The sequence below is a fragment of the Aeromonas sp. 25-248 genome, assembly GCF_053005425.1.
Genome location: NZ_JBRKTB010000021.1, coordinates 12,950 through 28,060 on the forward strand (window position 1 = coordinate 12,950; position 15,111 = coordinate 28,060).

Consider the following 15,111-nt stretch of genomic DNA (forward strand, 5'->3'; position numbering starts at 1 on the left):
TGCCCCGTCGGCTACTCCTGCAATCCCATCTTTTTCTTGGTCACCCGGGTCGGCATCGCCTCCAGCGGGTTGTCCGGCCAGTAGTGACGGGGGTAGCGCCCCTTCATCTCTTTTTTCACCTGCTCATAGGATCCCGCCCAGAAGGCGGCGAGATCCGCGGTGATCTGCAAGGGGCGCTGGGCCGGGGAGAGCAGCTCCACCACCAGGGGGACCCGGCCATCGGCCACGCATGGGGTCGCGCCCAGCCCGAACATCTCCTGGATGCGCACCGGGATCGCCGGCGCCTGACCAGGCTGGTAGCGGATCCGTACCCGGCTGCCGGTCGGTGCGGTGAAGTGGCTCGGCAGCGCCTCGTCCAGCCGCCTTGGCAGGGGCCAGGGCAGAGACTGGCGCAGGATGTCGCTCATGTCGAGCCGCTTCAACTGCTCCAGCCGGGTCATGCCGCTCACCGCTGGCAGCAGCCACTGCTCGAGGTCGGCCAGCAGGCTCTCCTCATCCATGGCGGGCCAGGCTTCGTCGGGCAGCCAGTCGCGGGCGCAGCGCAAGCGGGCCAGCAGCCCCTCGCTGCTCTCGTCCCAGGGCAGCACGTGCAGCCCCTTGCGCCGAATGCCCTGCAGCAGGCAGCGCCCCTTCTGTTCATCGGAGAGATCCGTCAGCGGCCGCTGGCCGAGCACCAGCTCGCCGAGCACCTGCTGGCGCTCCGCACGCACCCGTTCCTCCCGATCATCCCAGTCGAACCACTGGCGCTCGCCGACCAGCTCGGGCAGCTGGCGCACCAGTTCATCCAGCGCCACCGGCTCGGCGATGAAAATGCGGCTGCCGCGCTCGTTCTGACCCATTTCGACGGCCACGATGGCCCCCTGCCCCTGGCAGGGATGCCCTTCTACCAGATCGCAGCTCACCCCGCCACTGAGCTGATAGCGGCTGCCACTGCGCAGCTTGCCGATGCGATCGGGCCAGGCGAGGGCGCACAGCAACCCCAGCCATTGACCCTGCGGGCTGCTTGCCCGCACGCCGAGCCGCTCGAACCAGCGGGCCGCCCCCTGGCGCAGGGCGCCCTGACGGCGGTGGAACAGCACGGACAGGCGCTCCGATCCTCGCAGATCTTCTTCCAGCAGCGCCACCAGGAAAGCCGCATCGGCGACAATCCCTGTCAGACCCTCGGATTCCAGCTCCCGGGCCCGCAGCAACATGCGGGCGAGGCGGGGATGGGTGCCGAAGGCCGCCATGGCACGGCCTGCCGGGGTAAGTTGTTGCTCACCTTCCGGGGCCATGGCGCCCAGGGCCACCAGCAACCGCCGGCCGCTGGCCACGGCGGCAGGGGGCGGCATGTCCAGCAGGGGCAGCGCCTCCACCCGGGCCCCCCACTGGGCGGCGTCCATCAGCAGGCCGGTGAGCTCTTGCGTCAGGATGTCGGGGGGACTCTGCTCGGCGAGGCGCTCCTGCACCTCGCAGCTCCAGAGCCGGTAACAGACGCCGGGGCCAAGCCGCCCTGCCCGCCCCGCCCGCTGGGTGGCGGAGGCTTTGGCGATGGGCCGGGTCTCCAGCCGGGTGACGCCGCTCTTGATATCGAAGGTGGCGCGCCGCTCCAATCCGCTGTCGATGACCACGGAGATCCCCTCGATGGTGAGGGAGGTCTCCGCCACGTTGGTGGTGAGCACCAGCTTGCGACGACCCGCAGGCGCAGGCTCGATGGCCGCCTGCTGGGCCGCGAGGTCAAGACGGCCATAGAGGGGAGCCAGGGTCACATCCCCTGGCAACCGCCCTTCCAGCCACTGTGCCAGCCGCTCTATCTCCCCCTGTCCCGGCAGGAACACCAGGGCACTGCCAGCCTGACTGGCGAGCGCCTCCAGCACCACGGCGCCGACCTGGGGTTCCAGCCACTGCTGGCGATTGGCGGGGCGATAGTGGTACTCGATGGGAAAGCCGCGCCCCTCGGAGCGCACCACGGGGGCGCCTGGCAGCAGGCGCTCCAGGGCCATGCCATCCAGAGTGGCGGACATCACCAAGAGCTTGAGATCATCGCGCAACCCCTGCTGGCTTTCGATGGCGAAGGCCAGCGCGGTATCGGCGTGCAGGCTGCGCTCGTGGAACTCGTCAAAGATGACGAGCGACACGCCGCTGAGCTCAGGATCCTGCTGCAGCATCCGGGTCAGCACCCCCTCGGTCACGATCTCGAGCCGGGTCTGGCTGCTGGTGCGGCTCTCCCCGCGCACTCGCAAGCCGATGCGCTCGCCCACCTTCTCCCCCAGCTGACGCGCGAGGAAGCTCGCGATGTTGCGCGCCGCGAGGCGCCTGGGCTCCAGCATGATGATGCGCCCGGGCAGCCGGTGCTGGCGCACCAGCTCCAGGGGCAGCAGGGTCGATTTGCCAGCGCCGGGGGGCGCCTGCAGGATCACGCTGGTATGGTTGTCGAGGGCTGCAAAGAGTTCGGGCAACACCGGGACGATGGGGAGGGAAGACAAAGCGATGGGCACCTTCTGTGACACTTCTGAAAAGGGGTCCATTCTGCCACAGCCTCCCGGCCATCGTAAGCGCCCCTGCCGGGCAGGGGCAGGAAGCGTCAGGTGCAACACGGCAAGACATCCCGGGAGCGGCTGCCATAGAATGGCCCTTATCCGATGCCCATCACGAGGACCGACACGCCGCATGCCCAAACTCTTCTTTGCCCTGCCCCTGCCAGAGCTTGCCCCCGAGCTTGCGACCTGGCGAGACCAGCGCCCCTGGCCCGGCCAGCCGGTGCCCGAGAGCAACCTGCACCTGACCCTGGCCTTTCTCGGGGAGGCCGACGAAGCGACCCAGGCTCGCCTGATCGCGGCCGCCGAGCGACAGCACTGCCCCCCTTTCAGCGTCCATCTGGATCAGACCGGCTGGTTTCAGCGCGCCAAAGCCGCCTGGGTGGGGCCCGGTGAGTGGCCGAACGAGCTGACCGTGCTCGCGAGGGCGCTGCGCCGCCACGGTGAAAAGCTCGGGCTGGGCAACGGCGAGCAGGGCTATCGCCCCCACGTCACCCTGTCGCGCAAGGCGGGCGAGGCCCCCGGCGAGCTGCCTGCGCCGGATTTTCTGCTCAGGGCCGATCGCTTCTGCCTCTATCAATCCGTCAGCACGCCGGACGGCGTCCACTACGAACCGCTCGCCTGCTGGCCCCTGCGGGCCCGCGTCAAAAACCCGCACCGCGAGGAGCTCACCCCATGATCTTCGATCCCCCCCTGCAGTCCGGGCAGCTGATCTCCCGCTACAAGCGCTTCCTGACGGATGTGGCGCTCGACAACGGCGAGGTGATCACCATCCACTGCGCCAATACCGGTGCCATGACCGGCTGCGCCCTGCCGGGCACCCGGGTCTGGTACTCCACATCCGACAACCCCAAGCGCAAGCTGCCAAACACTTGGGAAATCGCCGAGAGCCCGGCGGGTCACTTCATCTGCGTCAACACGGCCCGTGCCAACCAGATCGCCCGGGAGCTCATCGAACAGGGCGCTCTCGCCCCCCTGGCAGGCTATGCCAGGCTGCGCACCGAAGTGAAATACGGGGAAGAGAACAGCCGCATCGACCTGCTGCTGGAAGATGACCACAGGCCGGATTGTTACATCGAGGTGAAATCCGTCACCCTGCTCGACGAGCGGGAGCAACCCGGCATGGGGTACTTCCCCGATGCGGTCACCACCCGCGGCGCCAAGCACTTGCGTGAATTGATGGCCATGAAGGCGGCAGGGCACCGGGCCGTGCTGCTGTTCATGGTATTGCACTCCGGCATCGCGAGAATGCGCCCTGCAGCCCATATCGATCCGCACTATAGTCAGCTTGTTGAACAGGCGATGGCGGCAGGGGTTGAAATTTTATGCTATCGCCCCCATGTTGGGGTGCAGGGCATGGTGGCTCAGGATTTTATCCCATTTGAATCTGACCATATGCTACCCGAGGGCAGAGAATAAATGCAGAAGTGGGTAACATTATTGATAAGGCTTGTTTGCCTCCCGTTGACCCTTCTGCTATAGATGTCGCCCTCAATTTATGGATGGCACGGGTAGCGTGCTGAATTAGGAGACAGGGCATGCCAACAGGCGAAAACAGGAAATCTCTGGGCCCCCTGGCCATTGCGGGTGTAGAGCCTTACCAGATGAAAGCCGGTGAGGAGTACATGAATGACCAACAGAAGGTACATTTTCGCAAGATCCTGGGAGCCTGGCGCAACCAACTGATGCAGGAAGTTGACCGCACCGTCGACCACATGAAGGATGAGGCTGCCAACTTCCCGGATCCCGTGGATCGCGCCGCGCAAGAAGAAGAGTTTGCTCTCGAACTGCGCACCCGCGACCGTGAACGCAAGCTGATCAAGAAGATCGAGAAAACCTTGCTGCTGCTCGAAGAAGATGACTTCGGTTACTGCGAGCATTGCGGCATCGAGATCGGCATCCGCCGTCTGGAAGCCCGTCCGACCGCAGACCTCTGCGTGGACTGCAAGACGCTGGCCGAGATCAAGGAAAAACAGATGGCTGGCTGATGCCGCCCATCCACAGAAACGAAAAGGGAGCCTAGGCTCCCTTTTTTATTGAGCTTTTGGTCGGGCCGTCCCAGAATGCAGCCTCAATGCATCGCCTACCCGAACTGCCATGGTCATGACATCCCCCCCCTCCCGACGCCCCTATGTGGGCCGCTTCGCCCCCTCGCCGTCCGGTCCGCTCCACTTCGGATCCCTGGTCGCCGCCCTTGGCAGCTTCTTGCAGGCCAGGGCGCAGCAGGGCCGCTGGCTAGTGCGCATCGAAGACATCGACCCCCCGCGGGAGATGCCGGGAGCGGCTGACCTTATCCTCACCACCCTGGAGGCACACGGTCTTGGCTGGGATGGGGAGGTGATGTTCCAGAGCGCGCGCCATGGCCGCTATGACGAGATCATCGATCAGCTCTATCGGGCCGGGGATCTCTACTGGTGCCGCTGTACCCGGCGCGAAATCATGGCCGCAGGGGGATTCTACAACGGTCATTGCCGCGCCCTGGGGCTGACCGCCGAGGGGTGTGCCGCCCGTTTGCGCCAGCACCACCCGGTCTATCGGTTCGAGGATGCGCTTCAGGGAGAGATCTCCGTCCCCGCGGCGCTGGCGGAGGAGGACTTCATCGTGCGCCGCCGGGACGGGCTCTACGCCTACAACCTGGCGGTGGTGGTGGATGACATGGACAGCGGCATCACCGAGATCGTCCGCGGCGCCGATCTGCTGGAACCCACGGTGCGCCAGATTGCCCTCTACCAGACTCTGGGGGCTGCCGTCCCCGATTGGGTGCACCTGCCGCTGGCGGTGCAAGCGGATGGCAACAAGCTCTCCAAGCAGAACCATGCGCCGGCGCTGTCGCAGGACGAGGTACGACCGGCCCTGTGGCAGGCGTTGCACTTTCTCGGTCAGTGCCCGCCGCCCGAGCTGATGGCGAGCCGGATCGACGAGATCATCGGCTGGGGCATCGCCCACTGGCAGCTGGCCCGGGTGCCCCGCCAGCAGAAGATCCCGCAAGGGCAAAGCTAGCCCCGGCTGCATTTCTTGCCCCAAAAGGACCAATCAAGGGGAAGCAGGCCACACCGTTTCTCATTTGGTTGGGGCTGAGCTATGATAGGCCGCTATTTTTTTGGCCTCCCGTCAATTTGAAGTCATAACGAGGTGTACCATTTTTTCCCAGATCGCAAACTTTTGCCGCAAAGTGCTCGGCAAGGAAGACGGCGAGCAGTCGGTGGAGTCCCCCATTCCGGCCCGTGTCGCCGGACAGCGCCGTACCTTGAGCCGTGACCAGCACCCGATTTCGCGCAAAGAGATCAGCGAGAATGCCCTCAAGGTGCTCTATCGCCTGAACAAGGGGGGCTATGAGGCCTACCTGGTCGGCGGCGGCGTCCGTGACCTGCTGCTCGGGAAGACCCCCAAGGATTTCGACATCGCCACCGACGCGACGCCGGAGCAGATCAAGGCGCTGTTCAGCAACTGCCGCCTCATCGGCCGCCGTTTCCGCCTGGCCCACATCGTCTTTGGTCGTGACGTGATCGAAGTGGCCACCTTCCGGGGTCACCACCATCAGGTCAATACCAGCAAGCATGTGTCGGCCCAGTCCGATGAAGGCATGCTGCTGCGGGACAACGTCTACGGCACCATCGAAGAGGATGCCGAGCGTCGCGACTTTACCGTCAACGCCCTCTACTACAGCGCCAAGGATTTCACCCTGCACGATTTCGAGGGCGGGCTGGAAGATCTGGCCGCGCGCAGGCTGGAGCTCATCGGTGACCCCGAGACCCGTTACCGGGAAGATCCGGTGCGCATGCTGCGCGCCGTGCGCTTCGCCGCCAAGCTCGACATGACCATCAGCCCGCGTACCGCCGCGCCCATCCGGGAGCTGGCCCCGCTGCTGCAGGACATCCCGGCCGCCCGCCTGTTCGAGGAGACCCTCAAGCTGTTCCTGGCGGGGGACGGTCTGGCCACCTACAAGTTGCTGCGGGAATACGGGCTGTTCCAGCCGCTGTTCCCCCAGGTAGCCGCCCTGTTCACGCCCCACGGCAACTCGCCCTACGAGCAGTTCATCGAGCAGGCGCTGATGGACACCGATACCCGGGTCCGTGAAGAGAAGCGCGTCACCCCCGCCTTCCTCTACGCCACCCTGCTGTGGGGTGCCGTCGAGGCCCGCGGCCGCGTGCTGGAAAACGAGAGCGGTCTGCCCTGGTACGACGCCTTCATGCTGGCCATCAACGAGGTGCTGGACAACCAGGTGCGGATCATCGCCGTGCCACGCCGCTTCACCACGGACGTGCGCGACATCTGGGCCCTGCAGCAGCGCCTGACCCGCCGCCAGGGCAAACACCCCGAGCGCGCCATGGAGCATCCGAAATTCCGTGCGGCCTTCGACTTCCTGTTGCTGCGCAACCGGGTCGAGCGCGGCCTCGGCGAGCTGGCGAGCTGGTGGGAGCGCTATGTTGCCTCCAACCCGGATGTGCGCCCGCAACTGCAACGGGAGGCGACCCGCCGCCCGGCGAGCGGCGAGCGCGCCGACTCCCGCAGCGGTGATGGCGAGAAGCGCAGCGGCAATGGCCGCAACCGCCGTCGCCCCCGTCGCCGCAAGCCGAAGTCGGCAGAGTAAGGATCCGCCGATGATCGAGGTCTTCGTCGCCATCGGCTCCAACCTGGCCGACCCCCTCGGCCAGGCTCGTCGCGCCATCGCCGCGCTGGCGACCCTGCCCGAGTCAGAGCTGCTGCAGACCTCCCACCTTTACGGCAGCCGCCCCATGGGCCCTGCGGATCAGCCGGACTACGTCAATGCCGTGGCGCGCCTTGCCACCCGCCTCAGCCCTCTGGCGCTGCTGGACGAGCTGCAGCGCATCGAGCAGGCACAGGGGCGAGTGCGCAAGGATGAGCGCTGGGGCCCCCGGACCCTGGATCTCGATCTGCTGCTGTACGGCGACGAGGTCATCCGGCATGAGCGCCTGACGGTGCCTCACTATGGCATGAAGGAGCGGGAGTTCGTCCTGCTGCCCCTTGCCGAGATAGCCCCCTCCCTGGTGCTGCCCTGCGGCACCCCGCTCACCGAACTGGTTGCCCGCTGCCCGCGCAATGGACTCGCGATCCTGGCCGGTGCAGCAGGCGAGTAGAGAAGAGTAGGAACAACGTAATGAGCAAGATCACCACTACCCACCTGCAGAAGATGAAGCAGGACGGACAGAAAATCACCGCCATCACCGCCTATGACGCCACCTTCGCCAAGCTGTTCGACGACGAGGGCGCCCAGGTGCTGCTAATCGGCGACTCCCTCGGCATGGTATTGCAGGGCGGAGACGACACCCTGGCGGTCAGCATGGACGAGATGGTCTATCACACCCGCTGCGTGGTGCGCGGCACCACCAATGCCCTGGTGGTGACCGACATGCCGTTCATGAGCTACGCCACCCCGGAGCAGACCTACCAGAACGCGGCGCGCCTGATGGCGGCCGGTGCCCGCATGGTGAAGATGGAAGGGGGGGACTGGCTGTGCGACTCCATCCGCCACCTGACCCGTAACGGGGTGCCGGTGTGCGGCCATCTCGGCCTGACCCCGCAATCCGTCCACGTGTTTGGCGGCTTCAAGGTGCAGGGGCGCGACGAGTTCCATGCCCAGGAGATCTACCGCCAGGCGCTGGAGCTGCAAGCGGCTGGCATCCAGTTGCTGGTACTCGAGTGCGTGCCCGTCTCTCTGGCAGAGCGCATCACCAAGGCGCTGCGCATTCCGGTGATCGGCATCGGTGCCGGCCCTGCCACCGACGGCCAGATCCTGGTGATGCACGATGCCTTCGGCATCACCTCCGGTTATGTGCCCAAGTTCACCAAGAACTTCCTGGCCGAGACCGGTGACATGCGTGCCGCCATTCGTCTCTACGTGCAGCAGGTGAGCGAGGGGACCTTCCCCGGCCCCGAGCACTGCTTCAACTGACTTTCTGTCGTCATGAGCGCGGGGGGCTGTGCCCCCGTCTCGCCCTCCCCCCTGACGACCCCCTCTTTTATTGATTCATCTGAAGGTGAACTGACGATGTTGGTTGTGAACAATCCCGCCGCGCTGCGCGAGCAGATCGGTCAATGGCATCGCGAAGGCCGCGCCATCGCATTCGTGCCCACCATGGGCAATCTGCATCAGGGTCATCTCACCCTGGTCGAGGAGGCCCGCCGCCATGGCGACAAAGTGGTAGTCAGCATCTTTGTGAACCCCTTGCAGTTCGACAAGGCCGAGGATCTCGCCAACTACCCCCGCACCCTGGAGCAGGATTGCGCCGCCCTGGAGGCCGCCGGTGTGGACTTGGTCTTCACCCCGACGCCGGAGATCATGTATCCCCAGGGGCTCGCCAGCCACACCTTCGTCGAGGTGCCCGGCATCTCCAGCCTGCTGGAAGGGGCGCTGCGTCCGGGGCATTTTCGCGGGGTCAGTACCGTGGTCACCAAGCTGTTCAATCTGGTACAACCGAACGTGGCCTGCTTTGGCGAGAAGGATTACCAGCAGCTCGCGCTCATTCGCAAGATGGTGGCCGACATGGCCATGCCCATCGAGATCGTGGGCGTGCCGACCGTGCGGGCCGAAGACGGGCTGGCCCTCTCTTCGCGCAACGGCTATCTGACCGCTGCCGAACGGGCCATCGCCCCCGAGCTCGCGCGCACCATGAACTGGATTGCCGGGCAGATTGAAGCGGGGAACAGTCACCTCCCCTCCCTGGTTGCCCAGGCCAGCCAACGCCTCGACAACGCGGGATTCAGGACGGATGCCATCGACATCGTCGATGCCGACACCCTGGAATCCGCCAGCGCCGAGAGCCAGCGCCTGGTGATCCTGATGGCCGCCTATCTGGGCAAGGCCCGCCTCATCGACAACCGGGTCGTCGCCCTGCGGGGTTGAGACACGGCAAGGAGACCACGATGTCCAAGAAGGTTTACTGCATCGCCCAGTTCCAGCCCAAGCCGGGTCAGGAGCAGGCCCTGTTCCGCGTCCTGCAAGGGCTCGAACCCGACACCCTGCGTGAAGATGGCTGCCTGCAGTACATCGTCACCCGCCATATCCAGAGCCCCTTTGCCGAGGGGGAGAGCTTCCCCATCGTCTTCAACGAGATCTGGCGCGACATGGCGAGCTTCGAGGCCCACTGCCAGCGCGCCGGTATCAAGGCCTTCTTCGAGCGCTACTGCCTCGCGGATGATGGCCTCGCGGCCAAGTGGAACGTCTGCGTCTACAGCGACGAGCCCGCGGACTACGATGCCCCGGCCCTCTGAGACCGACATGTGCAAATAAAAAGGCGCCCGAGGGCGCCTTTTTGCTGGCGGGTTTGCGCCTCAGTGGCGCAGACCGGTGCCGCGGGAGATGAGCCACCAGGCCATCCCGTAGAGCACCAGGATGAAGCCGATGATGATGAGATAGGCGGTGCCGAGGGGCACGTCGGAGATCCCGAGGAAGCCGTAGCGGAACGCGTTCACCATGTAGATGATGGGGTTCACCTGGGAAACCCCCTGCCAGAACGGCGGCAGCAGGGTGATGGAGTAGAAGACGCCCCCCAGATAGGTCAGGGGAGTCAGGATGAAGGTCGGGATGATGCTGATGTCATCGAACGACTTCGCGAACACCGCGTTGATGAGCCCCCCCAGGGAGAAGAGGATGGAGGTGAGCAGCACGGTCACGCAGACGCTGAACAGGTGATGGATCTGCAGCGGCACGAAGAACAGCGACACCAGGGTGACGATGAGGCCGACACAGAGGCCGCGCGCCACGCCACCGCCCACATACCCCGCGATGATGATGTAGTTGGGCACCGGCGCCACCAGCAGCTCCTCCACGTTGCGCTGGAACTTGGCGCTGTAGAAGGAGGAGGCGACGTTGGAGTAGGAGTTGGTGATGACCGACATCATGATGAGGCCGGGTACGATGAACTCCATGTAGCTGAAGCCCCCCATGTCACCGATGCGCGAGCCGATGAGGTTGCCGAAGATGACGAAGTAGAGGCTCATGGTGATGGCGGGCGGCACCAGGGTCTGGATCCAGATCCGGGTGAAGCGGCTCACTTCCTTGGCCAGAATGCTCTTGAAGGCGATGTAATAGGTCATGGGGTTCATGCTTTGCGACCCTCCTCTACCAGATTGACGAACAGCTCTTCCAGCCGGTTCGCCTTGTTGCGCATGCTGAGCACCTTCACCCCCTGGGCGGAGAGCTGCTCGAACAGGCTGTTGAGGGACTGGCTCTTCTCCAGCTCCACTTCCAAGGTGTTCTCATCCTGCATCCGGCCGTTGAACTCGGGCAGGGCTGGTACGATGGAGCCCGGCACCAGATCCAGCAAGAAGGTCTCGCGACCCAGCTTGCCGAGCAGGCTCTTCATGCTGGTGTTCTCGATGAGGCGGCCCTTGTCGATGATGCCGATGTTGCGGCACAGCATCTCGGCCTCTTCCAGGTAGTGGGTGGTCAGGATGATGGTCACCCCCTGCTCGTTGAGATCCTTGAGGAAACTCCACATGGAACGGCGGATCTCGATGTCCACCCCGGCGGTCGGCTCATCCAGGATCAGCAGCTTGGGCTCATGCATCAGGGCGCGGGCAATCATCAACCGGCGCTTCATGCCACCGGAGAGAGTGCGGGCGGCCATGTCGCGCTTGTCCCACAGATCGAGCTGGCGCAGGTACTTCTCGGCGCGCACCTTGGCCTCGGCCCGCGGCACTCCATAGAAACCGGCCTGGTGAGTCACTATCTGGCTCACCTTCTCGAACTGGCTGAAGTTGAACTCCTGGGGCACCAGGCCGAGCTGGGACTTGGCCAGCTCCAGATCGGTATCGATGTCATGACCGAATACCTTCACCTTGCCGGCGCTCTTGTTGACCAGTGAGCTGATCACGCCGATGGTGGTGGATTTGCCCGCCCCGTTGGGACCGAGCAGGGCGAAGAAATCCCCCTGTTTGACGGTGAGATCGATGCCCTTGAGGGCTTCGACGCCCCCCTGATAGGTCTTCTTCAGACCGCTGATTTCCAATGCGTTCATTGCAACCCCTGTGATGGATGAGCCCATCTCGAGACAGAAAAGGCGGCTGTGACGCCGCCTGAAGACAGTCGATGGCGGGCCGGCCAGCCTGCCTTGCTACTTCGGACCCGGCTTACTCTTGCGGTACCACCTTGCCGATGAAAGGCAGGTTACGGTACTTCTGGGCGTAGTCAATGCCACAGCCCACCACGAACTCGTCCGGGATGGAGAAGCCAAGCCAGTCCACCGGCACCTGAACCTCGCGGCGGGACGGTTTGTCCAGCAGGGTGCAGATGGCCAGGGATTTCGGCTCGCGCAGGGAGAGGATCTCGCGCACCTTGTTGAGGGTGTAACCGGTGTCGATGATGTCCTCCACGATCACCACGTCCTTGCCTTTGATGTCGTCATCCAGATCCTTGAGGATGCGCACGTCACGGGTGCTGTGCATGCCGGAGCCATAGCTGGAGGCAGTCATAAAGTCCAGGGTGATGGGCAACTGGCACTGACGGCAGAGATCCGCCAGGAAGACGCAGGAGCCGCGCAACAGGCCGATCATGACCACTTCCTCGGAGCCCTGGTAACGGGCGGTAATCTCTTCACCCAGCGTGGCGATCCGGGCTGCAACCTCGGCCTCGGGGATCATCACCTCGACAATGTGTTTCATCACATACTCCAATAATGACCAAAGGGTTATTGGCCGTTCATTAACGTCAAAACCGAGGATTCTACCACTCCAACCAGTGGGCGTCAGGCATACGTGATGCTTTTATCGGCTTATTTTAATTGATAGAGTTAGCAAGCCTTCGGGCATTATCGGTGACAATACTATAAACACCATAATCAATAACTATTAGATGAAAAAACTATGGAACCACGCGCAGAAATAAGACGTCGAACCCGGCTTTCGCCGGAGGCTCGCCGTGATCAATTGATGGAGTGTGCCGTCGAGGTATTTTCCCGTCGCGGCATCGGCCGTGCGGGGCATGCCGAGATAGCCGAACAGGCAAAGGTCTCGGTTGCGACCGTTTTTAACTATTTCAATACTCGTGAAGATCTGGTCGACGAAGTGCTGACAGAAATCGAAGCCTTCGTACAGCAGATCCTCGAACAGGCCTACAACGGTCAGGGCTCCGCCAGGGAGAGCATTCACCGCCACGTGAAGCTGTTCGTTGACGCCGCCTATGACAAGCCCGATCACGCCAGCATCTGGCTGGAGTGGAGCTCCTCGGTGCGGGAAGAAGTGTGGCCTCGCTACACTCGGCTGCTGGACAAGGCGCTGGAGCGCATTGCCCCCCACCTGCAACGGGCCATCGACAACGGCGAGATCCAGAGCGTGCTGTCGGCGCAGGATCTGGCCCGCTCCCTGACCGGTTTTGGCTATGTGATGATGCAGATGATCAATCAGCCGCAGCGTCCGAGCCGGGAAGAGGTGACGGATTTCCTGTTCAAGTACGTGACGGCCCCCATCCAGGCCAGCTGACTCGCGCAGATGTTGACAAAGCGGCGCCGGGCTTTACGCCCGGCGCCGCTTTTTTGTCCGCTCCCCGCCGTATCAGTGGCTGGCATAACCCCAGCGACTGGTCAACTCATGCTCGACACCCAGGTGGTCGAGGATGCGGGCGACCATGAAGTCCACCAGATCCTCGATGCTTTTGGGTTCATGGTAGAACCCTGGCGCCGCCGGCATGATGGTCACACCAAGACGGGCAAGCTTGAGCATGTTCTCCAGATGGATCGCCGAGAAGGGGCTCTCCCGGGGCACCAGGATGAGCTGGCCGCGCTCCTTGATCACCACGTCCGCCGCCCGCTCCAGCAGGTTGTCCGAGGTGCCGTTGGCGATCGCCGAGACGGTGCCCATGGAGCAGGGACAGACCACCATCTGTTTGGGGGCCGCCGAGCCGGAGGCCACCGGCGAGAACCACTCCTCCTTGCCGCAGGCGACGATCTGACCCTCTTTGGCACCATAATGGCGACAGAGGTACGCCGACAGCTCCCTGGGGGAGCCCGGCCAATCCTGCTGTTGCTCGGTCTTGAGCACAACCCTGGCCGCCGAGGAGGCGAGCAGGAAGATCCGATAGTCCGCCTGCACCAGGCATTCCAGAAGGCGCAGGGCATAGGGAGCGCCGGAGGCGCCGGTCAGCGCCAGGGTGATGGCCTTGTTCATGATGCGCTCTGCAGCTCCTTGAGGCGGGCGATCAGCTTGTCGTGAATGCCGCCGAAGCCGCCGTTGCTCATGATCAGAATATGATCCCCTGGGCGGCTCTCGGCCACCAGGGCGCCAATCAGGGCATCAAGGGCCTCGAATACCCGGGCAGGCCGGGTCATGTGGGCCGTCACCTCCCCCAGATCCCAGCCGATGTTGGGGGGCTGGAAGAAGAACACCTCGTCGGCGCCGTCAAAGCAACCGGCCAGCTCCTCCTTGTGAACCCCGAGCTTCATGGTGTTGGAGCGGGGCTCCAGCACCGCCATGATGCGGGCCTTGCCCACCTTGGCGCGCAGGCCGCCCAGGGTGGTCTCGATGGCGGTGGGGTGATGGGCGAAGTCATCGTAGACGCTGATGCCGGCCACTTCCCCTTTCAGCTCCATGCGCCGCTTGGGGGACTTGAACTGGCAGAGGGCGTTGATCCCGTGCTCCACCATGACACCGGCATGGCGGGCGGCGGCGATGGCCATCAGACCGTTGTTGACGTTGTGCTCGCCGATGCACTCCCAGTGCACCTCCCCCTGTTTCACGCCATCCAGCCACACCTCGAAGGCGGAGCCGTCATCGGCCAGCTTGACCGCCTTCCACTTGGCGTCGTCCTGGCCCACCAGCTCCACTTCGCTCCAGCAGCCCATCTCGCGCACGGCGGTGAGGTTGTCATCGCCTTTGGGGAAGAGCACCCGGCCGTTGCTCGGCACGGTGCGCATCAGGTGGTGGAACTGGCGCTGGATGGCGGCGAGATCCGGGAAGATGTCGGCGTGGTCGAACTCCAGGTTGTTCATCACCAGGGTGCGCGGGTGGTAGTGGACAAACTTGGATCGCTTGTCGAAGAAGGCGCAGTCATATTCGTCCGCTTCAATCACAAAGAAGGGAGCCGAGCCGAGACGGGCGGAAACCGGGAAGTTGCCCGGCACGCCGCCGATGAGGAAACCGGGTTCCAGCTTGGCATACTCCAGCACCCAGGCCAGCATGCTGGCGGTGGTGGTCTTGCCATGGGTGCCCGCGACGGCCAGCACCCAGCGATCCTTCAGCACGTGCTCCAGCAGCCACTGAGGGCCAGAGATATAGGGCAGATTGCGGTCCAGCACATATTCCACACAGGGGTTGCCACGGCTCATGGCATTGCCGATCACCACCAGATCCGGCGCCGGATCGAGCTGGGAGGGGTCGTAGCCTTCGGTCAGTTCGATGCCCTGTTGCTCGAGCTGGGTGCTCATGGGGGGATAGACGTTGGCGTCGGAGCCGGTCACCCGATAGCCAAGCTGTTTTGCCAACACCGCCAGACCACCCATGAAGGTGCCGCAGATCCCGAGAATGTGAATGTGCATACCGCTGCCTTTTCCAGTAAAGGGAGTGCGCATTCTAGGGTCTGTTGACCCGGTGGCACAAGCCGCGCCCATGGGGAGCGAAGGCATCGGCGCCCGCAGACGAC

The 15,111-nt window shown here is 64.1% G+C and carries 16 protein-coding genes; 10 read left to right on the forward strand and 6 right to left on the reverse strand.

Annotation, left to right across the window (positions count from 1 at the left end):
- Positions 1–11: 11 nt before the first annotated feature.
- Positions 12–2,465, reverse strand: coding sequence for an ATP-dependent helicase HrpB (gene hrpB, locus ACVDHI_RS19665; RefSeq protein WP_447212448.1), 2,454 nt, complete (start codon positions 2,463–2,465; stop codon positions 12–14).
- A gap of 184 nt (positions 2,466–2,649) precedes the next feature.
- On the opposite strand from hrpB, the gene thpR reads away from it, so the two are divergent.
- The 9 genes from thpR to ACVDHI_RS19710 all read left to right on the forward strand — a co-directional run bounded on the left by thpR (position 2,650) and on the right by ACVDHI_RS19710 (position 9,749).
- Entirely contained in the window at positions 2,650–3,195 is a 546-nt protein-coding gene (gene thpR / locus ACVDHI_RS19670) for an RNA 2',3'-cyclic phosphodiesterase (RefSeq protein ID WP_183148891.1), read from the forward strand.
- Positions 3,192–3,935, forward strand: a complete 744-nt coding sequence (gene sfsA / locus ACVDHI_RS19675) for a DNA/RNA nuclease SfsA (RefSeq protein ID WP_447212434.1) — start codon at positions 3,192–3,194, stop codon at positions 3,933–3,935. Before thpR ends, sfsA begins: the two co-directional genes overlap by 4 nt.
- A gap of 119 nt (positions 3,936–4,054) precedes the next feature.
- Positions 4,055–4,504: an RNA polymerase-binding protein DksA gene (gene dksA / locus ACVDHI_RS19680; protein ID WP_029314801.1), complete on the forward strand. Its 450-nt coding sequence runs from the start codon at positions 4,055–4,057 to the stop codon at positions 4,502–4,504.
- Between the two features lie 109 nt (positions 4,505–4,613).
- A complete protein-coding gene (gene gluQRS / locus ACVDHI_RS19685) occupies positions 4,614–5,516 on the forward strand; it encodes a tRNA glutamyl-Q(34) synthetase GluQRS (RefSeq protein WP_048208337.1) in 903 nt (300 codons plus the stop codon).
- 100 nt (positions 5,517–5,616) lie between these two features.
- Entirely contained in the window at positions 5,617–7,107 is a 1,491-nt protein-coding gene (gene pcnB / locus ACVDHI_RS19690; protein WP_029314802.1) for a polynucleotide adenylyltransferase PcnB, read from the forward strand.
- A 10-nt stretch (positions 7,108–7,117) separates the two neighbouring features.
- Positions 7,118–7,615, forward strand: a complete 498-nt coding sequence (gene folK, locus ACVDHI_RS19695; RefSeq protein ID WP_039040848.1) for a 2-amino-4-hydroxy-6-hydroxymethyldihydropteridine diphosphokinase — start codon at positions 7,118–7,120, stop codon at positions 7,613–7,615.
- Positions 7,616–7,635: 20 nt separating this feature from the next.
- Positions 7,636–8,430, forward strand: coding sequence for a 3-methyl-2-oxobutanoate hydroxymethyltransferase (gene panB / locus ACVDHI_RS19700; protein WP_039040847.1), 795 nt, complete (start codon positions 7,636–7,638; stop codon positions 8,428–8,430).
- 96 nt (positions 8,431–8,526) lie between these two features.
- Positions 8,527–9,381, forward strand: a complete 855-nt coding sequence (gene panC, locus ACVDHI_RS19705; RefSeq protein WP_221366176.1) for a pantoate--beta-alanine ligase — start codon at positions 8,527–8,529, stop codon at positions 9,379–9,381.
- A gap of 20 nt (positions 9,382–9,401) precedes the next feature.
- The gene (locus tag ACVDHI_RS19710) at positions 9,402–9,749 is read left to right on the forward strand and encodes a putative quinol monooxygenase (RefSeq protein ID WP_010675576.1); all 348 of its coding nucleotides are present in this window, start codon (positions 9,402–9,404) and stop codon (positions 9,747–9,749) included.
- Between the two features lie 60 nt (positions 9,750–9,809).
- On the opposite strand, the gene ACVDHI_RS19715 is transcribed toward ACVDHI_RS19710, so the two are convergent.
- The 3 genes from ACVDHI_RS19715 to hpt form a co-directional block, all read right to left on the reverse strand.
- Entirely contained in the window at positions 9,810–10,583 is a 774-nt protein-coding gene (locus ACVDHI_RS19715; RefSeq protein WP_010675577.1) for an ABC transporter permease, read from the reverse strand.
- Positions 10,580–11,497, reverse strand: a complete 918-nt coding sequence (locus ACVDHI_RS19720; RefSeq protein ID WP_010675578.1) for an ABC transporter ATP-binding protein — start codon at positions 11,495–11,497, stop codon at positions 10,580–10,582. The genes ACVDHI_RS19715 and ACVDHI_RS19720 overlap by 4 nt, the downstream gene beginning before the upstream one ends.
- A gap of 112 nt (positions 11,498–11,609) precedes the next feature.
- Complete coding sequence (gene hpt / locus ACVDHI_RS19725) at positions 11,610–12,140, reverse strand: hypoxanthine phosphoribosyltransferase (RefSeq protein ID WP_010675579.1); 531 nt, start codon at positions 12,138–12,140, stop codon at positions 11,610–11,612.
- 201 nt (positions 12,141–12,341) lie between these two features.
- Between hpt and ACVDHI_RS19730 the strand changes: the two genes are divergently transcribed.
- The gene (locus ACVDHI_RS19730; protein WP_029314803.1) at positions 12,342–12,956 is read left to right on the forward strand and encodes a TetR/AcrR family transcriptional regulator; all 615 of its coding nucleotides are present in this window, start codon (positions 12,342–12,344) and stop codon (positions 12,954–12,956) included.
- 72 nt (positions 12,957–13,028) lie between these two features.
- Here ACVDHI_RS19730 and ACVDHI_RS19735 read toward each other — a convergent pair whose 3' ends face one another.
- Positions 13,029–13,640 carry a flavin prenyltransferase UbiX gene (locus tag ACVDHI_RS19735; RefSeq protein WP_319892404.1) on the reverse strand — a complete coding sequence of 204 codons (612 nt, stop codon included), beginning with the start codon at positions 13,638–13,640 and terminating at the stop codon, positions 13,029–13,031.
- A complete protein-coding gene (gene mpl, locus ACVDHI_RS19740) occupies positions 13,637–15,007 on the reverse strand; it encodes a UDP-N-acetylmuramate:L-alanyl-gamma-D-glutamyl-meso-diaminopimelate ligase (RefSeq protein WP_319892403.1) in 1,371 nt (456 codons plus the stop codon). The genes ACVDHI_RS19735 and mpl overlap by 4 nt, the downstream gene beginning before the upstream one ends.
- Between the last annotated feature and the right edge of the window lie 104 nt (positions 15,008–15,111).